The sequence below is a fragment of the Mumia sp. ZJ430 genome, assembly GCF_011751845.1.
In the GTDB taxonomy this organism is placed as follows: Bacteria; Actinomycetota; Actinomycetes; order Propionibacteriales; family Nocardioidaceae; genus Mumia.
Genome location: NZ_JAAHFK010000003.1, coordinates 281,939 through 306,587 on the forward strand (window position 1 = coordinate 281,939; position 24,649 = coordinate 306,587).

Sequence of the window (24,649 nt, forward strand, 5' to 3'; positions counted from 1 at the left end):
CGCCGTGCGGTTGAGCTGATCGAAGCCTAGGTCAGGCCAGCGATCACTCGCCCCTGGCCTTCTTGATGATCTCTTCTGCGACGCTCTTGGGAACCTCGGCGTAGGAGTCGAACTCCATGGAGTACGACGCCTGCCCCGACGTCTTCGACCGGAGGTCTCCGACGTATCCGAACATCTCAGAGAGCGGAACGAGTGCCTCGACGACCCGGTCACCGGACCGTTCCGTCATCTGCTGGATCTGTCCACGGCGAGAGTTGATGTCGCCGATGACGTCGCCCAGATAGGACTCAGGGGTGGTGACCTCGACCTTGAACATCGGCTCGAGGAGCACCGGGTCTGCCTTGCGTGCCGCCTCCTTGAACGCCATCGAACCGGCGATCTTGAAGGCGAGCTCGGACGAGTCGACGTCGTGGTACTGACCGTCGGTCAGCGACACCTTGACGTCGACCATGGGATATCCGGCGAGAACGCCGAACTCCATGGCTTCCTGCGCGCCCTCGTCGACGGCGGGAATGTACTCCCGCGGGACGCGTCCACCGGTGATCTCGTTGACGAACTCGTAGCCGCCCTCGCCACCAACGACCGGGCCCGTGGGCTCGATGCTGATGAGGACCTTGGCGAACTGGCCCGAACCACCGGTCTGCTTCTTGTGGGTGTACGAGACCTTGTCGACCTTGCGCTTGATGGTCTCGCGGTACGCGACCTGCGGCTTGCCGACGTTGGCCTCGACGCGGAACTCGCGCTTCATGCGGTCCACGAGGATGTCCAGGTGCAGCTCGCCCATACCGGCGATGATGGTCTGCCCGGTCTCCTCGTCGGTGTGGACCGTGAACGTCGGGTCCTCCTCGGCGAGACGCTGGATCGCGATGCCGAGCTTCTCCTGGTCGCTCTTGGTCTTGGGCTCAATGGCGACCTGGATCACCGGAGCCGGGAAGGTCATCGACTCGAGCACCACCGGGTTGCTCGGATCGGCCAGCGTCTCACCCGTGGTGGTGTCCTTGAGACCCATCACGGCGACGATCTGGCCGGCGCCGACCGACGCGATCTCCTCACGCTTGTTGGCGTGCATCTGGTAGATCTTGCCGATCCGCTCCTTGCGGCCCTTGACGGAGTTCAGGACCTGGGTCCCGGCCTCCAGGCGGCCCGAGTAGAGACGGACGTAGGTCAGCTTGCCGAGGTGCGGGTCGGCCGCGATCTTGAACGCCAGGGCGGAGAAGGGCTCCTCCTCGCTGGGCTCACGCATGATCTCGGTGTCCTCGTCGCCGACCTTGTGACCGGCGACCGAGCCGACGTCCATCGGCGAGGGGAGGTAGTCGACGACCGCGTCAAGCAGGGGCTGGACGCCCTTGTTCTTGAACGCGGTGCCGCACAGGACCGGGACGATCTTGTCGGCCAGCGTGGCGCGACGGATCGCGGCCTTCAGCGTGTCGACATCGATGTCCTCGCCCTCGAGGTAGAGCTCCATGAGGTCGTCGTCAGCGGTCGCGACGGTCTCGATGAGCTTCTCGCGGTACTCGGCGGCCTGGTCGGCGAGCTCGGCCGGGATCTCCTCGACCGTGTAGTCCTCACCGATCTCGGTCTCGCCGCGCCACGTGAGCGCGCGCATGCCGACGAGGTCGACGACACCGAGGAAGTCCGACTCCGCACCGATCGGGATCTGCAGGACCGCCGGGTTGGCGTTCAGGCGCTCGACGATCGTGTCGACGCAGTAGAAGAAGTCGGCACCGGTGCGGTCGAGCTTGTTGACGAAGCACATCCGCGGCACGCGGTACTTGTTGGCCTGGCGCCAGACGGTCTGCGACTGCGGCTCGACACCGGCGACGCCGTCGAACACGGCGACCGCGCCGTCGAGCACGCGCAGCGAGCGCTCCACCTCGACGGTGAAGTCGACGTGACCAGGCGTGTCGATGATGTTGATCTGGTGGTTCTTCCACCAGCAGGTCGTCGCGGCGGACGTGATCGTGATGCCGCGCTCCTGCTCCTGCTCCATCCAGTCCATCGTGGCTGCGCCCTCGTGGACTTCACCGATTTTGTAGGTGATGCCGGTGTAGAACAGGATGCGCTCGGTCGTCGTCGTCTTGCCCGCATCGATGTGCGCCATGATGCCGATGTTGCGCACCGTGGCGAGGTTGGTGGTGATGTCTACGGCCACCTTGGCTGACTTCCCTTGCTGTCGTGAGTCGAATCAGGCGATGAGTGCCGCAGGCCCGCGGACGGGCCGGCGGCACCTCGTCACCAGCGGTAGTGGGCGAAGGCCTTGTTGGCCTCGGCCATCTTGTGCGTGTCCTCACGCTTCTTGACGGCGCCGCCGAGGCCGTTGCTGGCATCGAGCAGCTCGTTCATCAGGCGCTCCGCCATGGTCTTCTCGCGACGCTCGCTGGAGAACCGGACGAGCCAGCGAAGGGCGAGGGTGTTCGCGCGGACGGCGCGGACCTCGATCGGAACCTGGTAGGTCGCACCGCCGACGCGGCGGGACTTGACCTCGAGGGTCGGCTTGACGTTGTCGAGTGCACGCTTGAGCGTGATGACCGGGTCGGTGCCGGTCTTCTCGCGGGTGCCCTCGAGCGCGGAGTAGACGATGCGCTGCGCGACCTGCTTCTTGCCGTCCTCAAGCACCTTGTTGATCAGCTGCGTGACCAGAGGGCTCGAGTAGACGGGGTCGGCCTCGATCGGGCGCTTCGGCGCGGGTCCCTTGCGCGGCATCAGCTCTTCTCCTTCTTCGTCCCGTAGCGGCTGCGAGCCTGCTTGCGGCTCTTGACACCCTGGGTGTCCAGCGCGCCGCGGATGATCTTGTAGCGGACACCCGGGAGGTCCTTCACACGACCGCCGCGCACGAGCACGATGGAGTGCTCCTGCAGGTTGTGGCCCTCACCGGGGATGTAGGCCGTGACCTCGATCCCGCTGCTCAGACGAACACGAGCAACCTTCCGCAGCGCGGAGTTCGGCTTCTTCGGCGTCGTCGTGTACACGCGGGTGCACACTCCACGGCGCTGCGGCGAACCCTTCAGGGCGGGCGTCTTGGTCTTCGCCACCTTGTCCTGACGGCCCTTTCGGACCAACTGCTGGATCGTTGGCACTACATGCTTCTTTCTGCTGTCCGGCTCTTGAGTCGTGCGGTTTTCGTGCGGCCTCCCCCGCAGGCGTCGCCCTGGGCGTCGCGCCTCAGGCGCGACGCCACCGCGACGTGCGATGGTAGGTGGTGCTTCTCGTGGCCCTGCACCCGTCCGTACCCCGGCTCCGGAGAACCAGTCGTACGAATCGACCGACGGTGTGGTGACACACGAATCGGTGCACGCGGACAGTGAGTCCACGGCACAATGTCCAAGACTACCGGGTGGCCGGTGAGGGGTCAAAACGGGTCCGACCTGCCCTGTGTACAGCCGAGCATCAGCCTCACCACAGGGTGAGGGAACGCTCGAAGATGCCCGTCACGTCTTCGGGCCCGACGGGCTTGGGCGCGGTCGCGAGGAGCCTCTGCTGCTTCATCGTTCCTTCGACGAGCGCACCGATATCGGCCTTGTCGAAGCCGACGGCGCCGACGCCCGCCGGGATGCCGATGTCGCGCATCAGGCGCACGAGGACGCTCGGCAGGAAGTCGGCGAGGTCAGCGGGCCGCTCGGCCGCCGGGTCGAGCAGCTCGGCGGCGCGGACGTGACGTTCGGGCGCTGCGTCGAAGGTGAAGCGGAAGGCCTCGGGGGCCGTCAGCGAGACCGCCATCCCGTGGGGCACCATCGCCTCGTCCTGCGGGTATCCCTCCGGACGGAAGTCGCGCACCTGTCCGGCGATCGGATAGGCGTTCGCGTGCGGGATGTGGACGCCGGCGTTGCCGAACCCCATCCCCGCGAACGTCGCCGCCAACGCCATCTCCTCTCGCGCCGGGACGTTGCTGCCCTCGCGGACCGCCGTACGGAACGACGATGCGAGGAGGCTCAGCGACTTCTCGGCCCACATGTCAGAGATCGGGTTGGCGCCGCAGTACGGGACCCGCTGCTCGGGACGCTTGCGCTCGTACGAGCTGAACGGTCGCGCGGTAAAGCTCTCGAGCGCGTGGCACAGGATGTCCATGCCGCTGGCCGCGGTGACGCCCGCCGGCTGGCTCAGCGTGAGCTCGGGGTCGATGATCGCCAGCTCGGGTCGCAGCCTCGGGTGGCTGATGCCGGTCTTGACGTGCTGGGCGAGGACGTCGAGCACACAGATGGTGGTGCTCTCGCTGCCCGTCCCTGTCGTGGTCGGGAGCGCGATCAGCGGCAGCAGCGCCTTGGCCGGGGCGCGGCCGGCACCGACCGGGACGTTGAGGTAGTCCATGAGGTCGCCGTCGTTGGTCGTGAGCAGGTTCACCGCCTTCGCGGTGTCGATGCTGGATCCACCGCCAAGGGCCACCACGGCGTCGAACGGGCCGTGGGCGCGGGCGAAGTCGATCGCGTCGTTGAGGCTGGCGTCGGTCGGCTCCACGTGCGTGTCGGCGTACACGACGAGCTCGACGGACTCGGCCGCCACCTGCTCCGCCACGCGTGCGGGGATGCCCGTCGCGTCCAGGCCGCGGTCGGTGACGAGAAGGGCCCGCCGCACGCCCAGCGACGCGAGCTCGTAGCCCAGCTCGGCGCTCGCACCGGCACCGAATTTCAGCCGTGGCGATCCGTACGTGAAGATGCTCTCGGGTGTCGTGGGGGCAGAGAACGACATCGGCGCTCCTCAGGAGTGTGCGGACACGGCAGCGGCGGCGGTGTTGCGTACCTGACAATACGGCGCCACGGGCACTTGTTCGACACACGACGTCGTTGCCCTAGGGTGATCGGGGTTCTGACTCGGAGGTGAACGGGATGTATCGGTCGGTCGTTGTCGCGGCTCTCGCGACGGCCGTGGCTGTTGGTCTGTCGGGGTGCAGTCCCCTCACACCCTCACCACCGGACCCCACCGAGAGCACCCACGCCGGCTTGAAGGTCGACGTCGGCCAGCACGAGACCTTCGCAGGCACTCCCATCGCGTTCTCGCTCACCGTCCCGGAGGGCACGACCCAGCTGGGACCTCTCGTACGCCGCCGCAGCACGACGCTGCTCGCCGCCTACGCGCCGGTGCTCGTCGAGGCGCAGCGTCGGGCGGCGATCGAGGCCGCCGCCGAGGCCGCCGAGCATCCCGAGGAGACGACGCCGACCCCGACCGAGCCTCCGAACCCGCTTCCGACGGACGACACCTTCTCGCTTCTCGAGGAGGCGCCCGAGCCTGACACGACGACGTCGCTGCTGCGCGTCGACGGCGACCCCGGCGAGGCCTTCTCGGAGGTGATCGGCCAGGTCGCCACCCTCGTCCCGGAGCTTCAGCTGGACCCGGAGGAGTGGTCACGCTTCTGCACGGTCACGAACGACCTCTACAGCGGTTGCGACCTCGACGTGACTGGTCGTACGACCGAGGACCTGGGCGTCCGCGTGATCGCGACGGTCGACCCAGGCAACATGCGGACCAAGCAGTCCCCCGCCGGCTCGCAGGGCAAGCCTGTGATGACGGTGACCGTCATCCAGACCGACCCGCCCGACATGCGTCCGGTGTGGGAGGCCCTCGACGAGAGCACCGACACGCCGGGCGAGGGCGAGCGCCCGGAGGTCCCCGAGCCCACCCCGGTCCCCGCCACCACGACTCCCCTGCCCGCCGCTCCCGCGGTCGAGGCGAAGTGGCCGGAGTTCCCGGTGTCGCGTCCGGTCACGACCGGCGGCACCCTGGGGACGGATCGCTGGACGCTGCGCGAGGACTCGGCGCTCCTGCTCTCCGGCGACCACCCGTTGTTCGACAGCCTGCTGGTCGAGCGAGGCGTCAACGCCGACGCGGTCGCCCGAAGCTACGTGCTCGCCTACAGCACGGCCGGCGCCCCCACCCAGGATGTCATCGAGGACCGCACCGAGATCAGCACCACCTACCGGGCCGTGACGCCCAAGGGTGGTCCGACCGTCTCGGCGACGTTCACGCAGGCAGGGCGCGGCAACTACATCGCGCTGTTCTTCACGCCGCCCGCGCGCTGATCCCTGAACGCCCATCGCAGTTGAGGGGTCACCACGGGGCTGACCAACCGCGCGACCGGCGCTGACATCAGCGCCGTGCCGAGGAGCACCGAGCCCACGAGGACGACGGGCACGGACAGCGCGCCCCAGGTGGCCAGCGCGCTGAACACGCCCAGGTGGGCCAGCAGGATCAGCACGAACCCGTGCAGGACGTACGCATTCATCGTGTGGCGTCCGAGGTCGCTGGTACGGTCGCGCCGAGCCGGCACGACAGAGAGCACCGCCGCGCTCAGCGCGAACCCGGTCACCAGCAGGCCTGCGCGCGTCGCCAGCCCGCCGAAGGCGTCCGCATCCAGCGGCGCGTCCGCGTAGGCGTCGCGCCAGTACAGCCACGAGACGTACCAACCCTCGTGGCGCAGCAGGCACCAGCCGAGCGTCCCGGCGATGGCGACCACCGACGCGACCCGCACCGCGGGACGGCGCAGCAGCGCGAAGTGCTCGGGGCGCAGGTACATCCCCGCGACGTAGAACGGCAGCAGGCCGAGGATGCGGTGGATCGACAGCACGTCACCGACCTCCCACAGCCCGGCGACCAGGCTCACCACGACGGAGACGAGCACCGGAGCGCGGACGACGCGCCACACCGGCGAGGACAACCGCCACACGAACAGCGCGATCAGGAACCACGTCGACCATGCCGGATCAAGCAGGTTGACCGCCAGCGGCTCATCGTCGAGCAGGGCGCGGAACCCGTCGAGCGCCACGTTGAGTCCCACGTACGGCAGCACGAGGCTCGTGAGCATCGCGCGTACCTGCTTGGGAGACCCTTCGTACCGGCGGGCGACGTAGCCGGAGATCAGCACGAAGGCCGGCATGTGGAACGCGTAGATCCACGTGTAGGTGCCGCGGGCGTCCGGAACGTCGAGCAGGTACTGGAGGCCGTGGCCGGCCACCACGAGGAGCATCACCCAGTAGCGGGCGTTGTCGAGGAGAGGGTCGCGGGCCTTGCGGCGCTCCACCGGGGTGCTCGAGTCGGCGGTCGCCGCAGCGGGGGGCTGGATCAGCGTCGTAGACATCGCCCCGACGTAACCAGCCGATCCTGAGCATGCCCTGAGAGCACCTGAGAAGTGTCCTGTGGGAACGCACGAGGGCCCCGGGAGCGGAAAGATCCGCTCCCGGGGCCCTCGTCAGACCTCGTACGTCAGCCCGAGAAGCTGCCGAAGTCGAAGTCGTCGAGCGCGACCGACTGGCCTCCGGTGTTGCCGAAGTCGTAGTCGTACGTCTCGTAGCCGGTGACCGCGTACGCGGCCTGGCGTGCCTCTTCGGTGGGCTCCACCCGGACGTTGCGGTACCGCTCGAGGCCGGTGCCCGCCGGGATCAGCTTGCCGATGATGATGTTCTCCTTGAGGCCACGGAGCTGGTCCGACTTGCCCTGGATCGCCGCCTCCGTGAGGACGCGGGTCGTCTCCTGGAAGGACGCCGCACTCAGCCACGACTCGACCGCGAGCGAGGCCTTGGTGATGCCCATCAGCACCGGACGGCCGGAAGCCGGTTGCCCGCCCTCGGCGACGACGCGGCGGTTCGCCTCCTCGAACGTCGCACGATCGTGCAGGTCGCCCGGCAGCAGCGTGGTCTCGCCCTGGTCGATGACCGTGACGCGACGCAGCATCTGCCGCACGATGATCTCGATGTGCTTGTCGTGGATCGCCACGCCCTGGCTGCGGTAGACCTCCTGGACCTCGTCCACGAGGTGCTCCTGCGCCCGACGGACGCCGAGGATGCGCAGGACCTCCTGCGGATCGGGCGTACCGTGCGTGAGCTGCTGTCCGACCTCGACCTCCTCGCCGTCCGCGATCAGCAGACGCGAACGCTTGGAGACTGGGTACTCGTGCGGCTCGGACCCGTCGTGCGGCACGACGACGATCTTGCGCGCCTTGTCGCTGTCGTCGATCTGGACCCGACCGGCGGCATCCGAGATCGGCGCGCGGCCCTTGGGCTGGCGGGCCTCGAAGAGCTCGACGACACGCGGCAGACCGTGCGTGATGTCGTCACCGGCCACACCACCGGTGTGGAAGGTACGCATCGTCAGCTGGGTGCCGGGCTCACCGATCGACTGGGCCGCGATGGTGCCGACGGCCTCACCGATGTCGACGAGCTTGCCGGTCGCCAGCGAACGGCCGTAGCACTTCGCGCAGGTGCCGGTCTTGGCGTCGCAGGTCAGGACCGTACGGACCTTGATCTCGTCGATGCCCGCCTCGACGAGCGCCGCGATCTCGGGGTCACCGAGGTCGCCGCCGGCCTCGACGAGCACCTCACCCGTCTTGGGGTGGGTGATCTCCGTGGCGGCGTTGCGCGCGTAGGCGGAGGTCTCGACGTTCTCGGCGAGGATCAGGCGTCCGTCGTCGAGGCGCTCGGCGATCCGCTTGGGCAGACCACGCTCGGTGCCGCAGTCCTCCTCACGGATGATGACGTCCTGGCTGACGTCGACCAGGCGACGCGTCAGGTAGCCCGAGTCGGCCGTACGCAGAGCGGTGTCGGCCAGGCCCTTACGAGCGCCGTGGGTCGCGATGAAGTACTCGACGACCGACAGGCCCTCACGGTAGTTGGCCTTGATCGGGCGCGGGATGATCTCGCCCTTCGGGTTGGCCACCAGGCCTCGCATCGCGGCGATCTGACGCATCTGCATCATGTTGCCGCGGGCACCGGACTGGATCATCATCCAGATCGGGTTGTCCTCGGTGAAGGTCTTCTCCATCTCGGCGGAGACCTCGTTGGTCGCCTGAGTCCAGATCTCGATGAGCTCGCTACGACGCTCGTCATCGGTGATCAGTCCGCGCTCGAACTGCTTCTGGACCTTGGCTGCCTGGTCCTCGTACGTGGCGAGGATCTCCTGCTTGCGCTCCGGGGTGACGACGTCCTCGATCGAGATCGTGACGCCGGACCGGGTCGCCCAGTGGAAGCCTGTGTCCTTCAGCGCGTCGAGGGACGCAGCGACCTCGACCTTGCTGTAGCGCTCGGCGAGGTCGTTGACGATCACGCCGAGCTGCTTCTTGCCGACCTGGTAGTTCACGTACGCGTAGTCGACCGGGAGCGCCTCGTTGAAGAGCACGCGACCCAGCGTCGTGTCGAGCGTGAGCGGCTGGCCGACGCTCCACCCCTCGGGGACCTCGACGTCCTCGGGCGGGACGACCTCCGGGAAGCGGATCTTGACCTTGCTCTGCAGCGTGATGTCGCCGCGGTCGAACGCCATCCGTGCCTCGGCGGCCGACGAGAAGGCACGCCCCTCGCCCGGATGTCCGTCACGCTCGAGCGTGAGGAAGTACAGCCCGATGACCATGTCCTGCGTGGGCATGGTGACCGGACGGCCGTCAGCCGGCTTGAGGATGTTGTTGGTCGACAGCATGAGGATGCGGGCCTCGGCCTGCGCCTCGGCCGACAGCGGCAGGTGCACGGCCATCTGGTCACCGTCGAAATCGGCGTTGAACGCCGAGCACACGAGCGGGTGGATCTGGATGGCCTTGCCCTCGATCAGCTGCGGCTCGAACGCCTGGATGCCCAGTCGGTGCAGGGTGGGCGCACGGTTGAGCAGCACCGGGTGCTCGGCGATGACCTCTTCGAGGACGTCCCACACCTCGGCGCGCGCACCGCGCTCCACCATGCGCTTGGCCGACTTGATGTTCTGGGCGTGGTTGAGGTCGACCAGACGCTTCATGACGAACGGCTTGAACAGCTCGATCGCCATCTGCTTCGGTAGGCCGCACTGGTGCAGCTTGAGCTGCGGGCCTACGACGATGACCGAACGGCCCGAGTAGTCGACGCGCTTGCCGAGGAGGTTCTGGCGGAATCGACCCTGCTTGCCCTTGAGCATGTCGGAGATCGACTTCAGCGGGCGGTTGCCCGGTCCGGTGACCGGGCGACCACGACGGCCGTTGTCGAACAGCGAGTCGACGGCCTCCTGGAGCATCCGCTTCTCGTTGTTGACGATGATCTCCGGCGCACCGAGGTCGAGCAGTCGCTTGAGCCGGTTGTTGCGGTTGATCACGCGGCGGTAGAGGTCGTTCAGGTCGCTGGTCGCGAAACGTCCACCGTCGAGCTGGACCATCGGGCGCAGCTCCGGCGGGATCACCGGGACCGCGTCGAGCACCATGCCGGCGGGGTTGTTGTCGCCGGTCATGAACGCCGAGACGACCTTGAGCCGCTTGAGGGCACGCGTCTTGCGCTGGCCCTTGCCGGTCGCGATCGTCACCTTGAGGCTCTCGGCCTCTGCCGGGAGGTCGAAGTCCTGGAGGCGCTTCTGGATCGCTGCCGCGCCCATGTAGCCCTCGAAGTACTTGCCGAAGCGGTACGTCATCTCGCGGTAGAGCAGCTCGTCGCCCTCGAGGTCCTGGACCTTGAGGTTCTTGAAGCGGCTCCAGACCTCGTCGAGACGGTCGATCTCACGCTGCGCGCGGTCGCGGATCTGCTTGACCTCGCGCTCGGCAGCGTCCTTGACCTTGCGCTTGGCGTCGGCCTTGGCGCCCTCTGCCTCCAGCGCGCCGAGGTCCTCCTCGAACTTCTTCATGCGCTGCTCGATGTTGTTGTCGCGACGCGACTCGAGGTTCTTGCGCTCGACGTCGATCTTGGCCTCGAGCGAGGGCAGGTCGCGGTGGCGAGCATCCTCGTCGACGCGCGTGATCATGTACGCAGCGAAGTAGATGACCTTCTCGAGGTCCTTCGGGGCGAGGTCGAGCAGGTAGCCGAGGCGGCTGGGCACACCCTTGAAGTACCAGATGTGGGTGACCGGAGCGGCGAGCTCGATGTGGCCCATGCGCTCACGACGCACCTTGGAGCGGGTCACCTCGACGCCGCAGCGCTCGCAGATAATGCCCTTGAAGCGGACACGCTTGTACTTGCCGCAGTAGCACTCCCAGTCCCGGGTGGGACCGAAGATCTTCTCGCAGAACAGACCGTCGCGCTCGGGCTTGAGCGTGCGGTAGTTGATCGTCTCGGGCTTCTTCACCTCACCGTGCGACCACGCACGGATCTGGTCGGCGGTGGCAAGGCCGATCTTGAGCTGATCGAAGAAGTTCACGTCGAGCACGTTGTCTTCTTTCCTTCGTGATGAAAAATCTGTAGACGAGGTCGGAGGCGGGGCGCGGACTCAAGAGAGTGCCGCGCCCCCGCGGCTCAGACCTCCTCGACGCTGGCGGGCTCGCGACGGGAGAGATCGATCCCGAGCTCTTCAGCGGCCCTGAACACGTCTTCCTCGGCGTCGCGCATCTCCACCGCGGTGCCGTCGCTCGACAGCACCTCGACGTTCAGGCAGAGCGACTGCATCTCCTTGACGAGAACCTTGAACGACTCCGGGATACCCGGCTCGGGGACGTTCTCGCCCTTGACGATGGCCTCGTAGACCTTGACGCGTCCGAGGATGTCGTCGGACTTGATGGTGAGGAGCTCCTGCAGTGCGTACGCGGCACCGTACGCCTCGAGGGCCCACACCTCCATCTCACCGAATCGCTGTCCACCGAACTGCGCCTTACCACCCAGCGGCTGCTGCGTGATCATCGAGTACGGACCGGTCGAACGGGCGTGGATCTTGTCGTCGACCAGGTGGTGCAGCTTCAGGATGTACATGTAGCCGACCGAGACCGGGTCCGGGAACGGCTCGCCCGTACGTCCGTCGAACAGACGCGCCTTGCCGTCGCGACCGACCATGCGCTCGCCGTCACGGTTGGGGAGCGTCCACTCCAGGAGGCCCTGGATCTCGTCCTCGCGCGCACCGTCGAAGACCGGGGTGGCGACGTTGGAGTCCATCGGGGAACGGTCGGCGCCGATCCCGCGCAGGCGCTCGGCCCACTCGTCCTTGGCGTCGCCGATGTCCCAGCCGGCCTTCGCGACCCACCCGAGGTGGGTCTCGAGGACCTGACCGACGTTCATACGGCCCGGCACGCCGAGCGGGTTCAGGATGATGTCGACCGCGGTGCCGTCGGACATGAACGGCATGTCCTCGACCGGCAGGATCTTGGAGATGACGCCCTTGTTGCCGTGACGGCCGGCAAGCTTGTCACCATCGGAGATCTTGCGCTTCTGCGCGACGTACACGCGCACCAGCTGGTTGACGCCCGGCGGCAGCTCGTCGCCCTCCTCGCGGTCGAAGACCCGGACACCGATGACCGTGCCGGACTCGCCGTGGGGAACCTTGAGCGAGGTGTCGCGGACCTCGCGCGCCTTCTCGCCGAAGATCGCGCGGAGCAGACGCTCCTCGGGGGTCAGCTCGGTCTCGCCCTTCGGCGTGACCTTGCCGACGAGGATGTCGCCGTTGGAGACCTCGGCGCCGATGCGGATGATGCCGCGCTCGTCGAGGTCAGCGAGCATCTCGTCGCTGACGTTCGGGATGTCGCGGGTGATCTCTTCTGGGCCCAGCTTGGTGTCGCGGGCGTCGACCTCGTGCTCCTCGATGTGGATCGAGGTCAGCAGGTCGTCCTGGACGACACGCTGGGAGAGGATGATCGCGTCCTCGTAGTTGTGGCCCTGCCACGGCATGAACGCGACCAGGAGGTTGGACCCGAGAGCCATCTCGCCCTCGTCGGTGCAGGGACCGTCGGCGATCGGCGACCCCTTCACGAGACGGTCGCCCTCACGCACCAGCGGACGCTGGTTGATGCACGTGCCCTGGTTGGAGCGCGTGAACTTCGACATGCGGTAGGTCTTGTAGGTGCCGTCGTCCTGCATGACCTCGACGTAGTCGGCGCAGACCTCGGTCACGACGCCCGGGGCCTTGGCCACGGTGACGTCACCGGCGTCGACGGCGGCACGGAACTCCATGCCGGTGCCGACCAGCGGCGCGTCGTTGCGGATCAGCGGGACGGACTGACGCTGCATGTTGGAGCCCATGAGCGCGCGGTTGGCGTCGTCGTGCTCCAGGAACGGGATCAGCGCGGTCGCGACCGACACCATCTGGCGCGGCGAGACGTCCATGTAGTCGACCTCGGCGGCCGGGACCAGCTCGGCCTCGCCGCCGCGCTGGCGGACCAGGACGCGGTCCTCCGCGAAGGTGCCGTCCTCCTCGAGGCGCGAGTTGGCCTGCGCGATGACGTAACGGTCCTCGTCACTCGCGGTCAGGTAGTCGATCTGCTCGGTGACCCGGATGCCGTCGACCCTGCGGTAGGGAGTCTCGACGAAGCCGAACGGGTTGATGCGACCGTACGACGCCAGCGAGCCGATCAGACCGATGTTGGGACCCTCGGGGGTCTCGATCGGGCACATGCGGCCGTAGTGCGACGGGTGGACGTCACGGACCTCGTAGCCGGCGCGCTCGCGCGAGAGACCACCCGGGCCGAGGGCCGAGAGACGACGCTTGTGCGTCAGGCCCGCGAGCGGGTTGTTCTGGTCCATGAACTGCGACAGCTGCGAGGTGCCGAAGAACTCCTTCAGCGCCGCCACGACGGGGCGGATGTTGATCAGGGTCTGCGGCGTGATCGCCTCGACGTCCTGGGTCGTCATCCGCTCGCGGACGACCCGCTCCATGCGGGCCAGACCCGTACGGAGCTGGTTCTGGATGAGCTCGCCGACGCTGCGCAGGCGACGGTTGCCGAAGTGGTCGATGTCGTCGGCCTCGACGAAGGCCGTCCCGGCCGGCATCTCGAGCTCGGTCTCGCCAGCGTGCAGCGCGACGATGTACTTGATCGTCGAGACGATGTCCTCGATGGTCAGCGTCTGCTGGTCGAAGGCCTCGTCCGTGCCGAGCTTCTTGTTGATCTTGTAGCGGCCGACCTTGGCGAGGTCGTAACGCTTGGGGTTGAAGTAGTAGTTGTCGAGGAGCTGCTGGGCGGCCTCGGTCGTCGGCGGCTCACCCGGACGCAGCTTGCGGTAGATATCGAGCAGCGCCTCGTCCTGGCCGGACGTGTGGTCCTTCTCCAGGGTCGCGCGGATCGAGTCGTACTGGCCGAACTCCTCGAGGATCTGCGCCTCGGTCCAGCCGAGCGCCTTGAGGAGCACCGTGACGCTCTGCTTGCGCTTGCGGTCGAGCCGGACGCCGACCTGGTCACGCTTGTCGATCTCGAACTCGAGCCAGGCGCCGCGCGAAGGGATGACCTTCGCGGTGTAGATGTCCTTGTCGCTCGTCTTGTCCGGCGTGCGCTCGAAGTAGACGCCCGGCGAACGGACGAGCTGCGAGACGACGACACGCTCGGTCCCGTTGATGATGAAGGTGCCCTTGTCCGTCATCAGGGGGAAGTCCCCCATGAAGACGGTCTGGCTCTTGATCTCACCGGTCTCGTTGTTCATGAACTCGGCGGTGACGAACAGGGGCGCGGCGTAGGTGACGTCGCGGTCCTTGCAGTCTTCGACCGAGTTCTTGGGCGGCTCGAAACGGTGGTCGCGGAACGACAGCGACATGGTCTCGGAGAAGTCCTCGATCGGAGAGATCTCTTCGAAGATCTCCTCCAGACCGGACTTCGTCGAAACGTCCGTACGCCCGGCGGCCAGCTGCTGCTCGACGGACGCCTTCCAGATCTCGTCCCCGATCAGCCACGAGAAGCTGTCTGTCTGGAGCGACAGAAGCTCGGGCACCTCGAGGGGCTCAGAGATCTTGGCGAAGGAGACACGACGGGGGTTGATGGTGGCAGAGGCGGCGGCAGTGCGCGAGGAAGCCAAGAGGGGTCCTTCCAGAAGGCTCGCAGTTCCCGGGTTGCGGCACCGACCGAACCCATGCCAAATCACCCAGGTCAAGGGGTGAGTGGGCAGAGTGCAGGCAGCGCAAAGAATGAGTCTAGACGTCAACCCGGGCAGATTTCAACCCAGGGAGTCAAGCCTTCGCCGTCGATGATGAACGCATCTGGGGCTCAGGTCAAGCAGCCGGGCGGTTCGGACGGGGGTGTCGTGCCGGAACCTCCCGGGAACACAGGGCGGGGAACGGGCGTTGCGGCGCCCGTGTCACCCTGGATGTGACATTCGTTACCCCGCGCCGACGGGGCGTGGCTACCGAGGAGGGATCGTGCCGACGCAGACCACTCCACCGCGCCGCGACCGCCCCGACCTCAAGCCCACACCCCACCTGCGGCCGACCCGGATGCTCGCCACGCTGCTGACGCTGGTCCTCGTCGTGGGTGCCGGCTGGTTCGCCTGGAAGTACATCGGCACCAACATCGTCGCGAAGCAGCGTCAGGGCGAGATGGCCGTCGCCCTCGCGGACGGCTGGCGCGACAACCGTCAGGGCGACGCGACCGAGGACGACCTGGAGATCGGCGAGGCGATGGCCGTCCTCCGGATCCCACGGTTCGGCAAGGACTTCGAGGTGCCGGTGGTCGAGGGCGTCGACGACTCCGCACTCACCTCCGGCGTCGGCCACTTCCCGGACACCCAGCGCCCTGGCCAGCTCGGCAACTTCGCCGTGGCGGGGCACCGCATCACCAACGGACAGCCGTTCAAGGACTTCCCTGACCTACGGGCCGGCGACACGGTCCATGTGGAGACCCGTACGCATGTCTACACGTACGAGCTGCGCGGCTCCGGGACGGACACGATCGTCGACTTCTCCGACATCTGGGTGATCGCCCCGGTCCCCGAGAAGGCCAAGGACAGGCCCGGAGGGCGCTCCAAGGCCAAGCCCCGCGAAGCCCTCCTCACCCTGACGACGTGCTCGGAGATCTTCCACACCGACAACCGCTCGGTCGTCTTCGGGGAGCTCGTCTCCGCCGAGCACGTCTGACGTCAGGTCGTCGTCAGCTCCGCGACCAGCCAGCGGCCGTCGACCTTCTCCATCCGCACGATCGCCGAGAGCGCGGCCGGCGAGCCTGCCTTGCCGGCGACCGTACGGTGCTGGTCGACGAAGGCGAGGAGACGCACGCTCGACGTCGAGCACTCCTGTCCGCACCCGAGCGGCGCCACGGCGCGTACGGAGGCCGTGACGTCGATCTTGCGCTGCTCGGCCGCCGAGGCGACCTGGGGCGCGAGCTGCTCGTACTCCGCCGCGAAGTCGTCGGTCATCAGCTCTGTCGCCGCGGCGAGGTCGTCGGCGACGCTCGCATACCCATAGCTGAGCATCGTGACGAGGGCGGTCGACGCCTGCTCTGTCCCCGCGTCCTCCGCGTCGATCTGCCGCTGGGCGTCGCCCTCCACCTGCCGGACGGAGACCACGGCGATGACGGCGAACGCCACTGCAGCCACGGCCGCCAGACCGAGCCCGCTGAGGACGAGACGCGCGCGGCCCGACAACGTCGGTCGAGGCTCCTTGGAGGGCTTGGTCGGCCGAGGAGGCCTGGCGCTCTCGGCCTGGGGGCCGGGCTCGGCGGGCGGCGGAGCCGTGCTCTCGGCCGCATCTGTCGCCTCTGCCGCCTCGGCCGTCTCGGACGATCGCCGCTTCTCTCCCGCGATCCGGGGTCGTCGGTTGCTCACGAGCCGTCCTCCTCGCCCTGCTCCGGAGCCTCGGACTCCACCGGGATGTTGGCGAAGCTGTCGACGAGCCATTCGTCGCCGTCACGGACGAGCGCGATGCGCCAGCGCAGCCGGGGCTGGCCGACCTGCACGTCGGCGGGCTCGGTCGCGACGTCGATCGCCGCGAGCACCTCAGCACTGTCGTCGTCGAGGCTGTCGACGGCGACCTGCTTGACCGTGCCCTTGGAGACAATGCCCGCCTCCTCGAACTTCGAGAGGAGGTCCTTGGTCGAGGCCTCGAACTGCGTCGCGAGGTCGTCGGTGAGCAGCGGACGCACGCGCGCGATGTACGGGTCGAGGTCCTTGACGTCGTAGGTGTTCACGCTGGTCGCGAACTTCTCCGCGGCCGCGCGCACGTCCGCCTGCGTGGCGGTGTCGGCGTACGCCGGGATCTGAGGCCCTCGTACGAGCGCGAGCACGCCGACCGCCACACCGGCCACAGCAACGAGGGCAAGGGCGAGAGCGAGCAGGCGCGTGCGGCTCAGCGCGCGACCGCCGGTCCGAGCAGCATCCACTTCCACGTCTCCTTCCCGAGATCAGGCGCGTCCGGGATCGTCGCGCCCGTCGCTGACACCTGCTTCGTCGCCACATCGTACGTTCCGAGCGTGACGCCCCCGTCCGTCCCGGCGTCGGAGGCCGGTGCGACGGTCGAGCCACCGGCGGCCGAGGCACTCCGTGGCTGCGCCTCGAGGCATCGGCGTGCCCTGTCCCACTTCTCCGGCGTACGGTCGAACGGTGTCCGCTGCTTGGCGCCTGACGCGTATCCCTTGAGGCACGGCGCGTTGTCGGGCTGCAGCGTCAGGCTGAGTCGCGCCGCGTACTGGCCGGTGCGCGAGTCCTGGGCGATGATCGAGAATGCGCTCTCGACGCCGTACGGGGCGATCACGAGCACGCCGCGCACCCCGTCGAGGTGCGAGACGACCACCTTGTTGAGCGTGATGGCGTGGTCGAGCAGCGAGGCGAAGTCGTCGGCGTTCTCGGCGATGACGGACCGCAGCGTCGCCGCGGTCGGGGCTCCGACGTCGAGGACCGTGCGCAGGTCGGCGTCGGACGTCCGCATCGCGGTGCTGAGGTCGCGGAGGTTCGTGGCGAACTCCGCGATGTCGTCCTGGGAGTCGACCTGAGTCTGCAGGACCTTGCGCGAGTCACGGATCAGCGCGGCCGTCACCTCGTACTTCTGGTCGGCGGTCGTGATGAACGAGCTGGTCGTGTCGATCAGCGTACGAAGATCGCCGGCCGAGCCCTCGAAGGCGTCACCCAGCTCAGTGATGACGGTGCTGAGGTCGTCGGCGTCGACCGAGGTGAGGAACGCGTTGACGTCGGTGAGCAGCGTGCGGGTGTCGATCGGCACCTGCGTGCGGTCGCGGGCGATGACGTCGTCGGCCTCGAGGAACGGGGCGGCGTCGGAGTCCGGCTGGAAGTCGAGATACTGCTCGCCCACGGCCGACTTGTTGGCGACGACGACCTTCGTGTCGGCCGGGATGTCGGGCGAGGAGTGGTCGATGAGCACCTCGACGTCGACGCCGTCGCGGGTCAGCCACATGTCCTTGACCCGTCCCACGCTGACGCCCCGGTAGGTGACGTCGGCCCCGGTGAAGATGCCTCCGGACTCGGCCATCTCGACGACCACCGAGTAGCCGCCCCCTCCGAACAGGCGGTCGACGCGGGCGTACTTCGCCCCGACGAACGAGACACCGACGAGGGTCAGCACGAGGAACATGACCAGCTGGATGCGCATCCGACGGGTGATCACGGAGTCACCACGCTCTCTGCCATGACCGCGCCGACACCGTCTCCGCGCAGCGCCTCCTTGAGGGACTTCAGCTCAGCCTCGGACATCAGCCCGATCGTCTTGGTGAAGTCGGTCCTGAAGTCGAGCGACACGTTGGTGTAGTCCCCCATCTGGTAGGCCGCTGCCTCACCCGGGCCGTCCCCGAGCAGGGAGTCGGGGAAGGGGAACGTCGGGAGCACCTCGAGCGACGAGATCAGCGCGTCACCGGCGGAGGCGAGGTTGTCGAGCACCGGCTCGAGCGCGTCGAGGTCGGCGGCGACCGCGTCCTTGGCGCGGACGATCACGTCGGTGCCGACGCTGCCGAGGTCGGTGAGCGCCTCGAGCATGCGGACGAGGTTGGCGCGCTGAGCGTTCACGGTGCGCAGTGCCTCGGGCATATCGTCGAGGGCGCCTTCGATCGCCTTGCGCTGCGACCTCGTCGCCTTCGCGAGCTGGTCGACCTGCTCGATCGCCGTCACGATCTCGGCCCTGGACTCCTCGGCCGTCCCGACGAACTCGTCGAGGCGCCGCACCAGCGTGCGCATGTTGGCCTCACGGCCCGACATCGCGTTGTTGAGCTCGCGCGCGATGACCTGCACCTTGTCGACCGCTCCCCCGTTGAGCACGAGGGAGAGCGCGCCGAGCACCTGCTCGACCTCGGGCGTGTGGCCGGTACGGGCGAGGGGGATCCGGTCGCCGTCCGACAGCTGCCCGGTCGACCCGGTCGCCGGCGGCGCCAGCGAGACGAACTTCTCGCCGAGGATGCTGGTCTGCCGGATGGACGCCAAAGCGTTGTCGGGCAGCTCCACCGAGTCGTTGACCTCGAGCTCCACCTTGGCCTGCCAGCCGTCGAGCTCCACTCGGGTGACGCGTCCGACGGAGACGTCGTTGACCTTGACGGCGCTCTGCGGCACCAGGTCCATCACGTCGTCGAACTCGACGACGACCGTGAACGGGGCGTCGCCGAGGTCGGCACCGCCAGGGAGCGGGAGGTCACCGACGTTGCCGCTCCCGCACCCGGTCACGAGCGCGAGACCGGTGAGAGCGGCCGCCGCCGCGGTCCAGCGGTTCCTGGCTCGCGTCATGACGCCACTCCCATCAGTGCGGCGAGCCCGTCGGTCGACGCCGTCGAGGAACCCTTGGCCTGCTTCTCCATCCACGAGACGACCTCGCCGAGCGCATAGCAGGCCTCGCGGTACTTCGGGTTCTGGTTGGCCGCGAGACCGCAGTACGCCGAGACGTACGCCGCATCGGTGAGCGTACGGAACCGGCCGTCGCGCTTGCCCTTGATGGTGGCGCGGGTGTCGATGGCTCCCGTCGTGGGGTTGTACGCGGTGGCGAGGTTGGCGAGCGCATGCGGGCCCTTGTCAAGGATCCGCGCGAGGTTCTTGCGCTCCTTCGCCAGCGACTCCGTCACGTCGGCGAGCCCGTCGACGTTCTTGCGCAGGCTCGTCCGGTTCTCGGCGACATAGCTCTGCACCGAACCCAGGGCACCCGCGAGCTCGCGCAGCGCGGCCTGAAGGTCGTCGCTCTCTCCGGCGAGCACGTCCGAGACGGCCGCCAGACTGCTGTTGAACGTACGGACGGAGGCGTCGTTCTGCTCCAGCGCCTCGACGAAGGTCGCGATCTTCTCCATCGACGAGAACAGCTCGTCCTTTGACCCGTCGACGGTCGTCGTCAGCTTCGCGAGGGCGTCGATGCTGCGCCTGATCTCGACGCCCTTGCCGTCGAGGTTCTCCGCGCTCGTCGCCAGCAGGTCACCGAGCGCGCCGTTCGCGTTGGCGCCGTCCGGGCCGAGCGCGGTCGCGACCCGATCGAGGGCCTCGAACGTCTCGTCGAGCTCGGTGGGGGTCGCCGAGCGCGTCTGGTCGAGGTGCGTGCCGTCGGCGAGCTTCGCGCCACCGGAGTAGGCGGGCGTGAGCTGCACGAAGCGGTCGCCGACCACCGAGGGCGACACGATCACGGCAGACACGTCGGCGGGCACGGCGTACTCGGCGTCCCAGGAGAGCCGGACACGGACCTTCGTACCGCGCGGGGTGATCGTGTCGACGGTGCCGACGTCGACCCCGAGGATGCGGACCTTCGAGCCTTCGTAGAGCGACACCGTACGGTCGAAGTCGACGGTCAGCGTGTGCTTCTGCGAGCGCGGGATCAGCACCACGACCAGCGCGGCGACGAGGCCGAGGACGAGGAGGCCGACCACGACCTCGACCGCGCGGCGCGAGGCCCTCGGGCCACGCTCGACAGTGGCCGTCACAGTCCCTCCTCCAGTCCGAGGATGCTCAGCAGGTTGTAGACGAAGCCCTCGAGCCACGGACCGTTGCCGCTGTTGCTGGCGACCATCGCGTAGTAGGCGGGGAGCTGCTCCATCGCCGCGCTGATGTTCTTCTCGTTGCGCTGCAGCACCTTGACGACGCCGGCCAGCCGGTCGAGCGCGGGCTTGAGGTCGTCGCGCGTGTCGGCGACGAGCTTCTCGATCTCGTCGGACATGCGGGTGACGCCCACGAGGACATCGTGGATCGCTTCGCGCCGGGCCGTGAGCGCGTCGAAGAGCACACCGCCGTCCTCGAACAGGGACACGACCTCGGTGTTGCGGTCGGCGAGCACGCCGGAGATGCCGTCGATATTCTTGAGGAGCGTCTTGATCTCCGCGTCGCGGGCCGCGAGGTTCTCGGAGAGCTCGGTGACCCCCTTGACCGCCTTCTGGAACTCCTCGGGCGTCTTGGCAGTGACCTCGCCGAAGGTCTTCATCGCGTGCGCGAGCTGGTCGGTGTCGATCTCCTGCGTCGTCTCGCTGAGCCCGGAGAACGCCTGCACGATGTCGTACGGCGGTGTCGTCCGCGAGGCGGGGATCAGCGCCCCTTCCTCCAGCGTGCCGGACCCAGCGGGCTCGAGGCTGACGTACATCGCCCCGAGCAGGGTCTTGATGCGCACCGACGCGCCCGTCTCCTTGCCGAGGCGCTCGCGCTCGTCCTTCACACGGAAGACAACGCGCACCTTGTCGCCCCGGAGCTCGAGGTCGTCGACCTTGCCGACGAGGACGCCGGACATCCGGACGTCGTCGCCCTTCTTGAGCCCGCCGACCTCGGTGAACTCAGCGGCGTACGTCGGGCCGCTGCCGACCAGCGGCAGCGAGCCGGCCTGGCTGGCCAGGACGAGGACGAGGGCGATGAGCAGCACGCCGACCGCGCCGACGGCGACGGGGTTGCGCTCGCGGAACGGCTTCATCCTGCGCATCGGCTCACTCCTGACCCTGTGACGGTGACGCGCTTCGTCGTCTTGAACGGTCGGGCCTTCTCCCACCCGGGCACGCCGCTGAGCGACGGCAGCCTGCCGTCGATGCCGACGTCGCACACATAGAAGTTGAAGAACGAGCCGTACTCCGTCGTACGCCCGATCCGGTCGATCTTGATCGGCAGGATCTTGAGGGTGCTGTCGAGCGCCTTGCGTGCCTTCTTGGTGCCGATCGCGTCGGTGAGATCGCGCAGGTGCGCGATGTCGGACGTCAGGTCGGGCCGGATCTCGGTGAGCAGACCGGCGGTCTCGGTGCTCAGCGCGGCGATGTCGTCGAGCGACCCGGTGAGCACGCCGCGGTCGTCCTTGAGACCCGACACGAGCTGCTGCAGCGTCGAGATCGTCGACGACAGCTCGGTGTCGCGCGCGTTGAACGAGGTGAGGACCGCGGTGAGGTTGGAGATGACCGAGCCGATCAGGTCGTCGCGGTCCGCGAGCGTCTGCGTGAGCGAGGCGGTGTGCCCGAGCAGCGACTCGACCGTGCCGCTCTCCCCCTGGAAGACCTGGATCAGCTCGTACGCGAGCTGGTTGGTGTCGTCCGGCGACAGCGCCTGGAAGAGCGGCTTGAACCCCGCGAACAGGACGGTCAGGTCGAGGGCGGGCTGGGTCCGCGCGAGCGGGATGGTCGAGCCCGGCTCGAGGCGCGCTGACGAACCCTCCGGTCCCTCGGACAACGAGAGGTAGCGCTGCCCGATCATGTTGCGGTAGCGCAGCGACGCCAGCGTGCTGTGGGTCAGCGTCACCCCCTCGTCGACGGTGAACGTCACCTCGGCGGTGGAGTCGGAGTCGACCCGCACCTCCGAGACGTTGCCGACCCGGACGCCGGCGATGCGGACGTCGTCGCCCTTGACGAGGCTCGTCACGTCGGCGAAGACCGCCTTGTAGGTCTTCGTCGACAGGAACGAGACGTTGCCGATGATCACCGCGAGCATCGCCGTGAGGATGCCGGTCACCACCAGGAAGAGGAGCAGTCGCCCGAGCGCGCCCGCCGTACGGCGGTCGAGCCTGGGGTCGCGCCTGCGTCGACGCTTGGTCATCCGATCGTCACCTCCGCTCCGCGAAGCACGGGGCCGGCCAGGGCCTGCGCCACCGACGGCACCTCGTCGGGCTCGACACCGAGGGCCCCGGCCATCAGCGCCTCGATCTGTGCACGCTCGGACGGCGAGCCGGCCGGGGTCGACCCGCTGGGCGCGACCAGCGGCCGGTCCTTGCCGAGCGGGCCCCCGATGCCGAGCTGGCGCAGAAGCGCGTTGCTCATGCCGGGCGCGGGAGTCGTCGCGTCGTACGACGTCTTAGGGAGGGTCGCGCAGGTCGGGTCGAGCGCACTGCTGCCCCCGCTGGCCGGCGGGAGGCTCGCAGCATCACCCTTGTCGTACGCCCGCGGCGAGCGCGCCGCGAACTCCACCATGACGTGGGCACGGTTGTCCCGGAACGCCGAGTCGATGCGCGGCATGAGCCGGTCGACGCCCTTGAGAACGCAGCCGATCGTCGGCGCGTAGTCGGCGAGCAGCTCCAGCGTCGGCCGCGACTGCTTGGACAAGGTGATGAAGTCCTCGCCGGTCTTGTCGAAGAACGCGTCCGCAGTCGTCGCGAACGCGGCCGTCTCGGTGAAGAGCGCCTGCAGCTGGGCCTTGCGGCCGGTCAGCGTGTTGCCGGTGACCACGGCGTTGCGCAGCGTCTCGCCGATCTCCGGCATCACGTCGGCGTACGTCTGCGCGGTCTCGCCGAGCAGCGTGATGTCCTCGACGATGCGGGGCGCCAGCGGGGTGATCTTCTGGAGGTAGCCCTCGAGCGTCTCGAGGCTCTCGCCCAGCGCCTCGCCCTGTCCGTCGAGCGCCTCGGACAGCGCCGTGAGGGTGTATGAGAGGTCGACAGGGTTCAGCGCGGTGAGGATCGGGTCGAGATCAATGAGGAGGTTCTCGACGTCGGTCGGCAGGTCGGCCTGTGTGAGGACGTCGCCGGCCTCGATCGGCGTCCCCGCAGATCCGGCGACCGGCTGCAGGTCGACGAACTTCTCGCCGAAGAGCGTCTTGGGCACGATCAGGGCTTCCACGTCCGAGGGGATGAGCCTCTGGTAGTCGGGGTCGATCCGCAGGTGGATCGTCGCGCGGCCCGCGTCGGAGGTGATCTCCTGGACCCGGCCGACGATCACGCCGCGCAGCTTCACGTCGGAGTTGCGGTTGAGCTGGAGACCGGCGCTCTCGCTGCGGATCGTGACCGGGAGGTCTCCGGAGAACTTCTTGGTGAACACCGCGTAGGTCAGGTAGACCGCGGAGAGCATCAGCACGAGCATCAGCACGCCGAGCGTGCGGACGGTGCCCGTCTTGTCGAGGGTGGACGTGCGTGCCATCAGCCGGCCAACCTCACCGTCGTCGTCGTGCCCCAGATCGCCATCGACATCAGCAGGTCGACCACGTTGATCATGACGATCGACGTCCGCACCGCACGGCCGACGGCGACGCCGACGCCGACGGGGCCGCCCGAGGCGAAGTAGCCGTAGTAGCAGTGGATGAGGATGACGACGACGGCGAAGACCATCACCTTCACGAACGACCACAGCACGTCCTCCGGCGGGAGGAACAGCGTGAAGTAGTGGTCGTACGTGCCGGTGCTCTGGCCGAAGACCCAGGTGACCGTCAGCCGCGTCGCGAAGTACGAGGCCAGCAGGCCGACGACGTACAGGGGGATGATCGCGGCGAGTCCGGCGATCACACGGGTCGTCACGAGGTATGGCAGCGACGGGATCGCCATCACCTCGAGGGCGTCGACCTCCTCGGAGATGCGCATCGCGCCCAGCTGCGCGGTGAAGCCGCAGCCGACCGTCGCCGCGAGGGCGATGCCTGCGACGAGCGGCGCGATCTCGCGGGTGTTGAAGTACGCCGAGAAGAAGCCGGCGAACGCGCTGGTGTCCAGCTGCTCGAGCGCGGTGAAGCCCTGCAGGCCGACCTCGGTGCCGGTGAAGAACGACATCGCCGTGATCACGCCGACGGTGCCGCCGATGACGGCGAGCGCCCCTTGACCGAAGGTCACTTCCGCGAGCAGGCGCAAGACCTCACGCGGATAGTGGACAAGCGTGCGCGGGACCCAGGCCAGGACCCGCAGGTAGAACGCGAGGTGGCGTCCGAGCGCGTCGATCCCGCCGAGCGGACGGCGAGAGAGCTCCCTCACGTCGGCCACG

The 24,649-nt window shown here is 68.1% G+C and carries 18 protein-coding genes; 2 read left to right on the plus strand and 16 right to left on the minus strand.

Going from position 1 to position 24,649, the window contains the following annotated elements; translation table 11 throughout:
* Positions 1-43 precede the first annotated feature (43 nt).
* The 4 genes from fusA to HCT63_RS13590 form a co-directional block, all read right to left on the minus strand.
* Positions 44-2,152 carry an elongation factor G gene (gene fusA, locus HCT63_RS13575; protein WP_167005711.1) on the minus strand — a complete coding sequence of 703 codons (2,109 nt, stop codon included), beginning with the start codon at positions 2,150-2,152 and terminating at the stop codon, positions 44-46.
* A gap of 80 nt (positions 2,153-2,232) precedes the next feature.
* Positions 2,233-2,703 (minus strand): 30S ribosomal protein S7, encoded by a 471-nt coding sequence (gene rpsG, locus HCT63_RS13580; RefSeq protein ID WP_167005713.1) that lies wholly within the window; start codon positions 2,701-2,703, stop codon positions 2,233-2,235.
* Positions 2,703-3,077 (minus strand): 30S ribosomal protein S12, encoded by a 375-nt coding sequence (gene rpsL, locus HCT63_RS13585; protein ID WP_167005716.1) that lies wholly within the window; start codon positions 3,075-3,077, stop codon positions 2,703-2,705. The genes rpsG and rpsL overlap by 1 nt, the downstream gene beginning before the upstream one ends.
* A gap of 316 nt (positions 3,078-3,393) precedes the next feature.
* Positions 3,394-4,683 (minus strand): hydroxyacid-oxoacid transhydrogenase, encoded by a 1,290-nt coding sequence (locus tag HCT63_RS13590; RefSeq protein WP_167005719.1) that lies wholly within the window; start codon positions 4,681-4,683, stop codon positions 3,394-3,396.
* A gap of 251 nt (positions 4,684-4,934) precedes the next feature.
* On the opposite strand from HCT63_RS13590, the gene HCT63_RS13595 reads away from it, so the two are divergent.
* On the plus strand, positions 4,935-6,011 hold the full coding sequence (locus HCT63_RS13595; protein ID WP_167005722.1) for a hypothetical protein: 1,077 nt from the start codon (positions 4,935-4,937) through the stop codon (positions 6,009-6,011).
* On the opposite strand, the gene HCT63_RS13600 is transcribed toward HCT63_RS13595, so the two are convergent.
* The 3 genes from HCT63_RS13600 to rpoB all read right to left on the minus strand — a co-directional run bounded on the left by HCT63_RS13600 (position 5,975) and on the right by rpoB (position 14,627).
* Positions 5,975-7,066, minus strand: coding sequence for an acyltransferase family protein (locus HCT63_RS13600; RefSeq protein ID WP_167005725.1), 1,092 nt, complete (start codon positions 7,064-7,066; stop codon positions 5,975-5,977). The two genes, HCT63_RS13595 and HCT63_RS13600, sit on opposite strands and share 37 nt — an antisense overlap.
* A 125-nt stretch (positions 7,067-7,191) precedes the next feature.
* Positions 7,192-11,070, minus strand: coding sequence for a DNA-directed RNA polymerase subunit beta' (locus HCT63_RS13605; RefSeq protein WP_167005728.1), 3,879 nt, complete (start codon positions 11,068-11,070; stop codon positions 7,192-7,194).
* An 86-nt stretch (positions 11,071-11,156) separates the two neighbouring features.
* Complete coding sequence (gene rpoB / locus HCT63_RS13610; RefSeq protein ID WP_167005731.1) at positions 11,157-14,627, minus strand: DNA-directed RNA polymerase subunit beta; 3,471 nt, start codon at positions 14,625-14,627, stop codon at positions 11,157-11,159.
* A 340-nt stretch (positions 14,628-14,967) separates the two neighbouring features.
* Here rpoB and HCT63_RS13615 point away from each other — a divergent pair, with 340 nt between their 5' ends.
* Positions 14,968-15,681, plus strand: a complete 714-nt coding sequence (locus HCT63_RS13615) for a class E sortase (RefSeq protein ID WP_167005734.1) — start codon at positions 14,968-14,970, stop codon at positions 15,679-15,681.
* Between the two features lie 2 nt (positions 15,682-15,683).
* On the opposite strand, the gene HCT63_RS13620 is transcribed toward HCT63_RS13615, so the two are convergent.
* From HCT63_RS13620 to HCT63_RS13660, 9 genes are read right to left on the minus strand one after another with little or no spacing between them, the layout of a single operon-like run.
* Positions 15,684-16,367, minus strand: coding sequence for a hypothetical protein (locus HCT63_RS13620; RefSeq protein ID WP_167005737.1), 684 nt, complete (start codon positions 16,365-16,367; stop codon positions 15,684-15,686).
* A complete protein-coding gene (locus tag HCT63_RS13625; protein ID WP_167005740.1) occupies positions 16,364-16,921 on the minus strand; it encodes a hypothetical protein in 558 nt (185 codons plus the stop codon). Before HCT63_RS13625 ends, HCT63_RS13620 begins: the two co-directional genes overlap by 4 nt.
* Entirely contained in the window at positions 16,888-18,159 is a 1,272-nt protein-coding gene (locus HCT63_RS13630) for an MlaD family protein (protein WP_167005743.1), read from the minus strand. The genes HCT63_RS13625 and HCT63_RS13630 overlap by 34 nt, the downstream gene beginning before the upstream one ends.
* Complete coding sequence (locus HCT63_RS13635) at positions 18,156-19,262, minus strand: MCE family protein (protein WP_167005746.1); 1,107 nt, start codon at positions 19,260-19,262, stop codon at positions 18,156-18,158. The genes HCT63_RS13630 and HCT63_RS13635 overlap by 4 nt, the downstream gene beginning before the upstream one ends.
* On the minus strand, positions 19,259-20,434 hold the full coding sequence (locus tag HCT63_RS13640) for an MCE family protein (RefSeq protein ID WP_167005749.1): 1,176 nt from the start codon (positions 20,432-20,434) through the stop codon (positions 19,259-19,261). The genes HCT63_RS13635 and HCT63_RS13640 overlap by 4 nt, the downstream gene beginning before the upstream one ends.
* Positions 20,431-21,414: an MCE family protein gene (locus tag HCT63_RS13645; protein WP_167005751.1), complete on the minus strand. Its 984-nt coding sequence runs from the start codon at positions 21,412-21,414 to the stop codon at positions 20,431-20,433. Before HCT63_RS13645 ends, HCT63_RS13640 begins: the two co-directional genes overlap by 4 nt.
* Entirely contained in the window at positions 21,402-22,508 is a 1,107-nt protein-coding gene (locus tag HCT63_RS13650) for an MlaD family protein (RefSeq protein WP_167005753.1), read from the minus strand. The genes HCT63_RS13645 and HCT63_RS13650 overlap by 13 nt, the downstream gene beginning before the upstream one ends.
* The gene (locus HCT63_RS13655) at positions 22,505-23,821 is read right to left on the minus strand and encodes an MCE family protein (RefSeq protein WP_167005756.1); all 1,317 of its coding nucleotides are present in this window, start codon (positions 23,819-23,821) and stop codon (positions 22,505-22,507) included. Before HCT63_RS13655 ends, HCT63_RS13650 begins: the two co-directional genes overlap by 4 nt.
* Entirely contained in the window at positions 23,821-24,648 is an 828-nt protein-coding gene (locus HCT63_RS13660; RefSeq protein ID WP_167005759.1) for an ABC transporter permease, read from the minus strand. The genes HCT63_RS13655 and HCT63_RS13660 overlap by 1 nt, the downstream gene beginning before the upstream one ends.
* Position 24,649 lies beyond the last annotated feature (1 nt).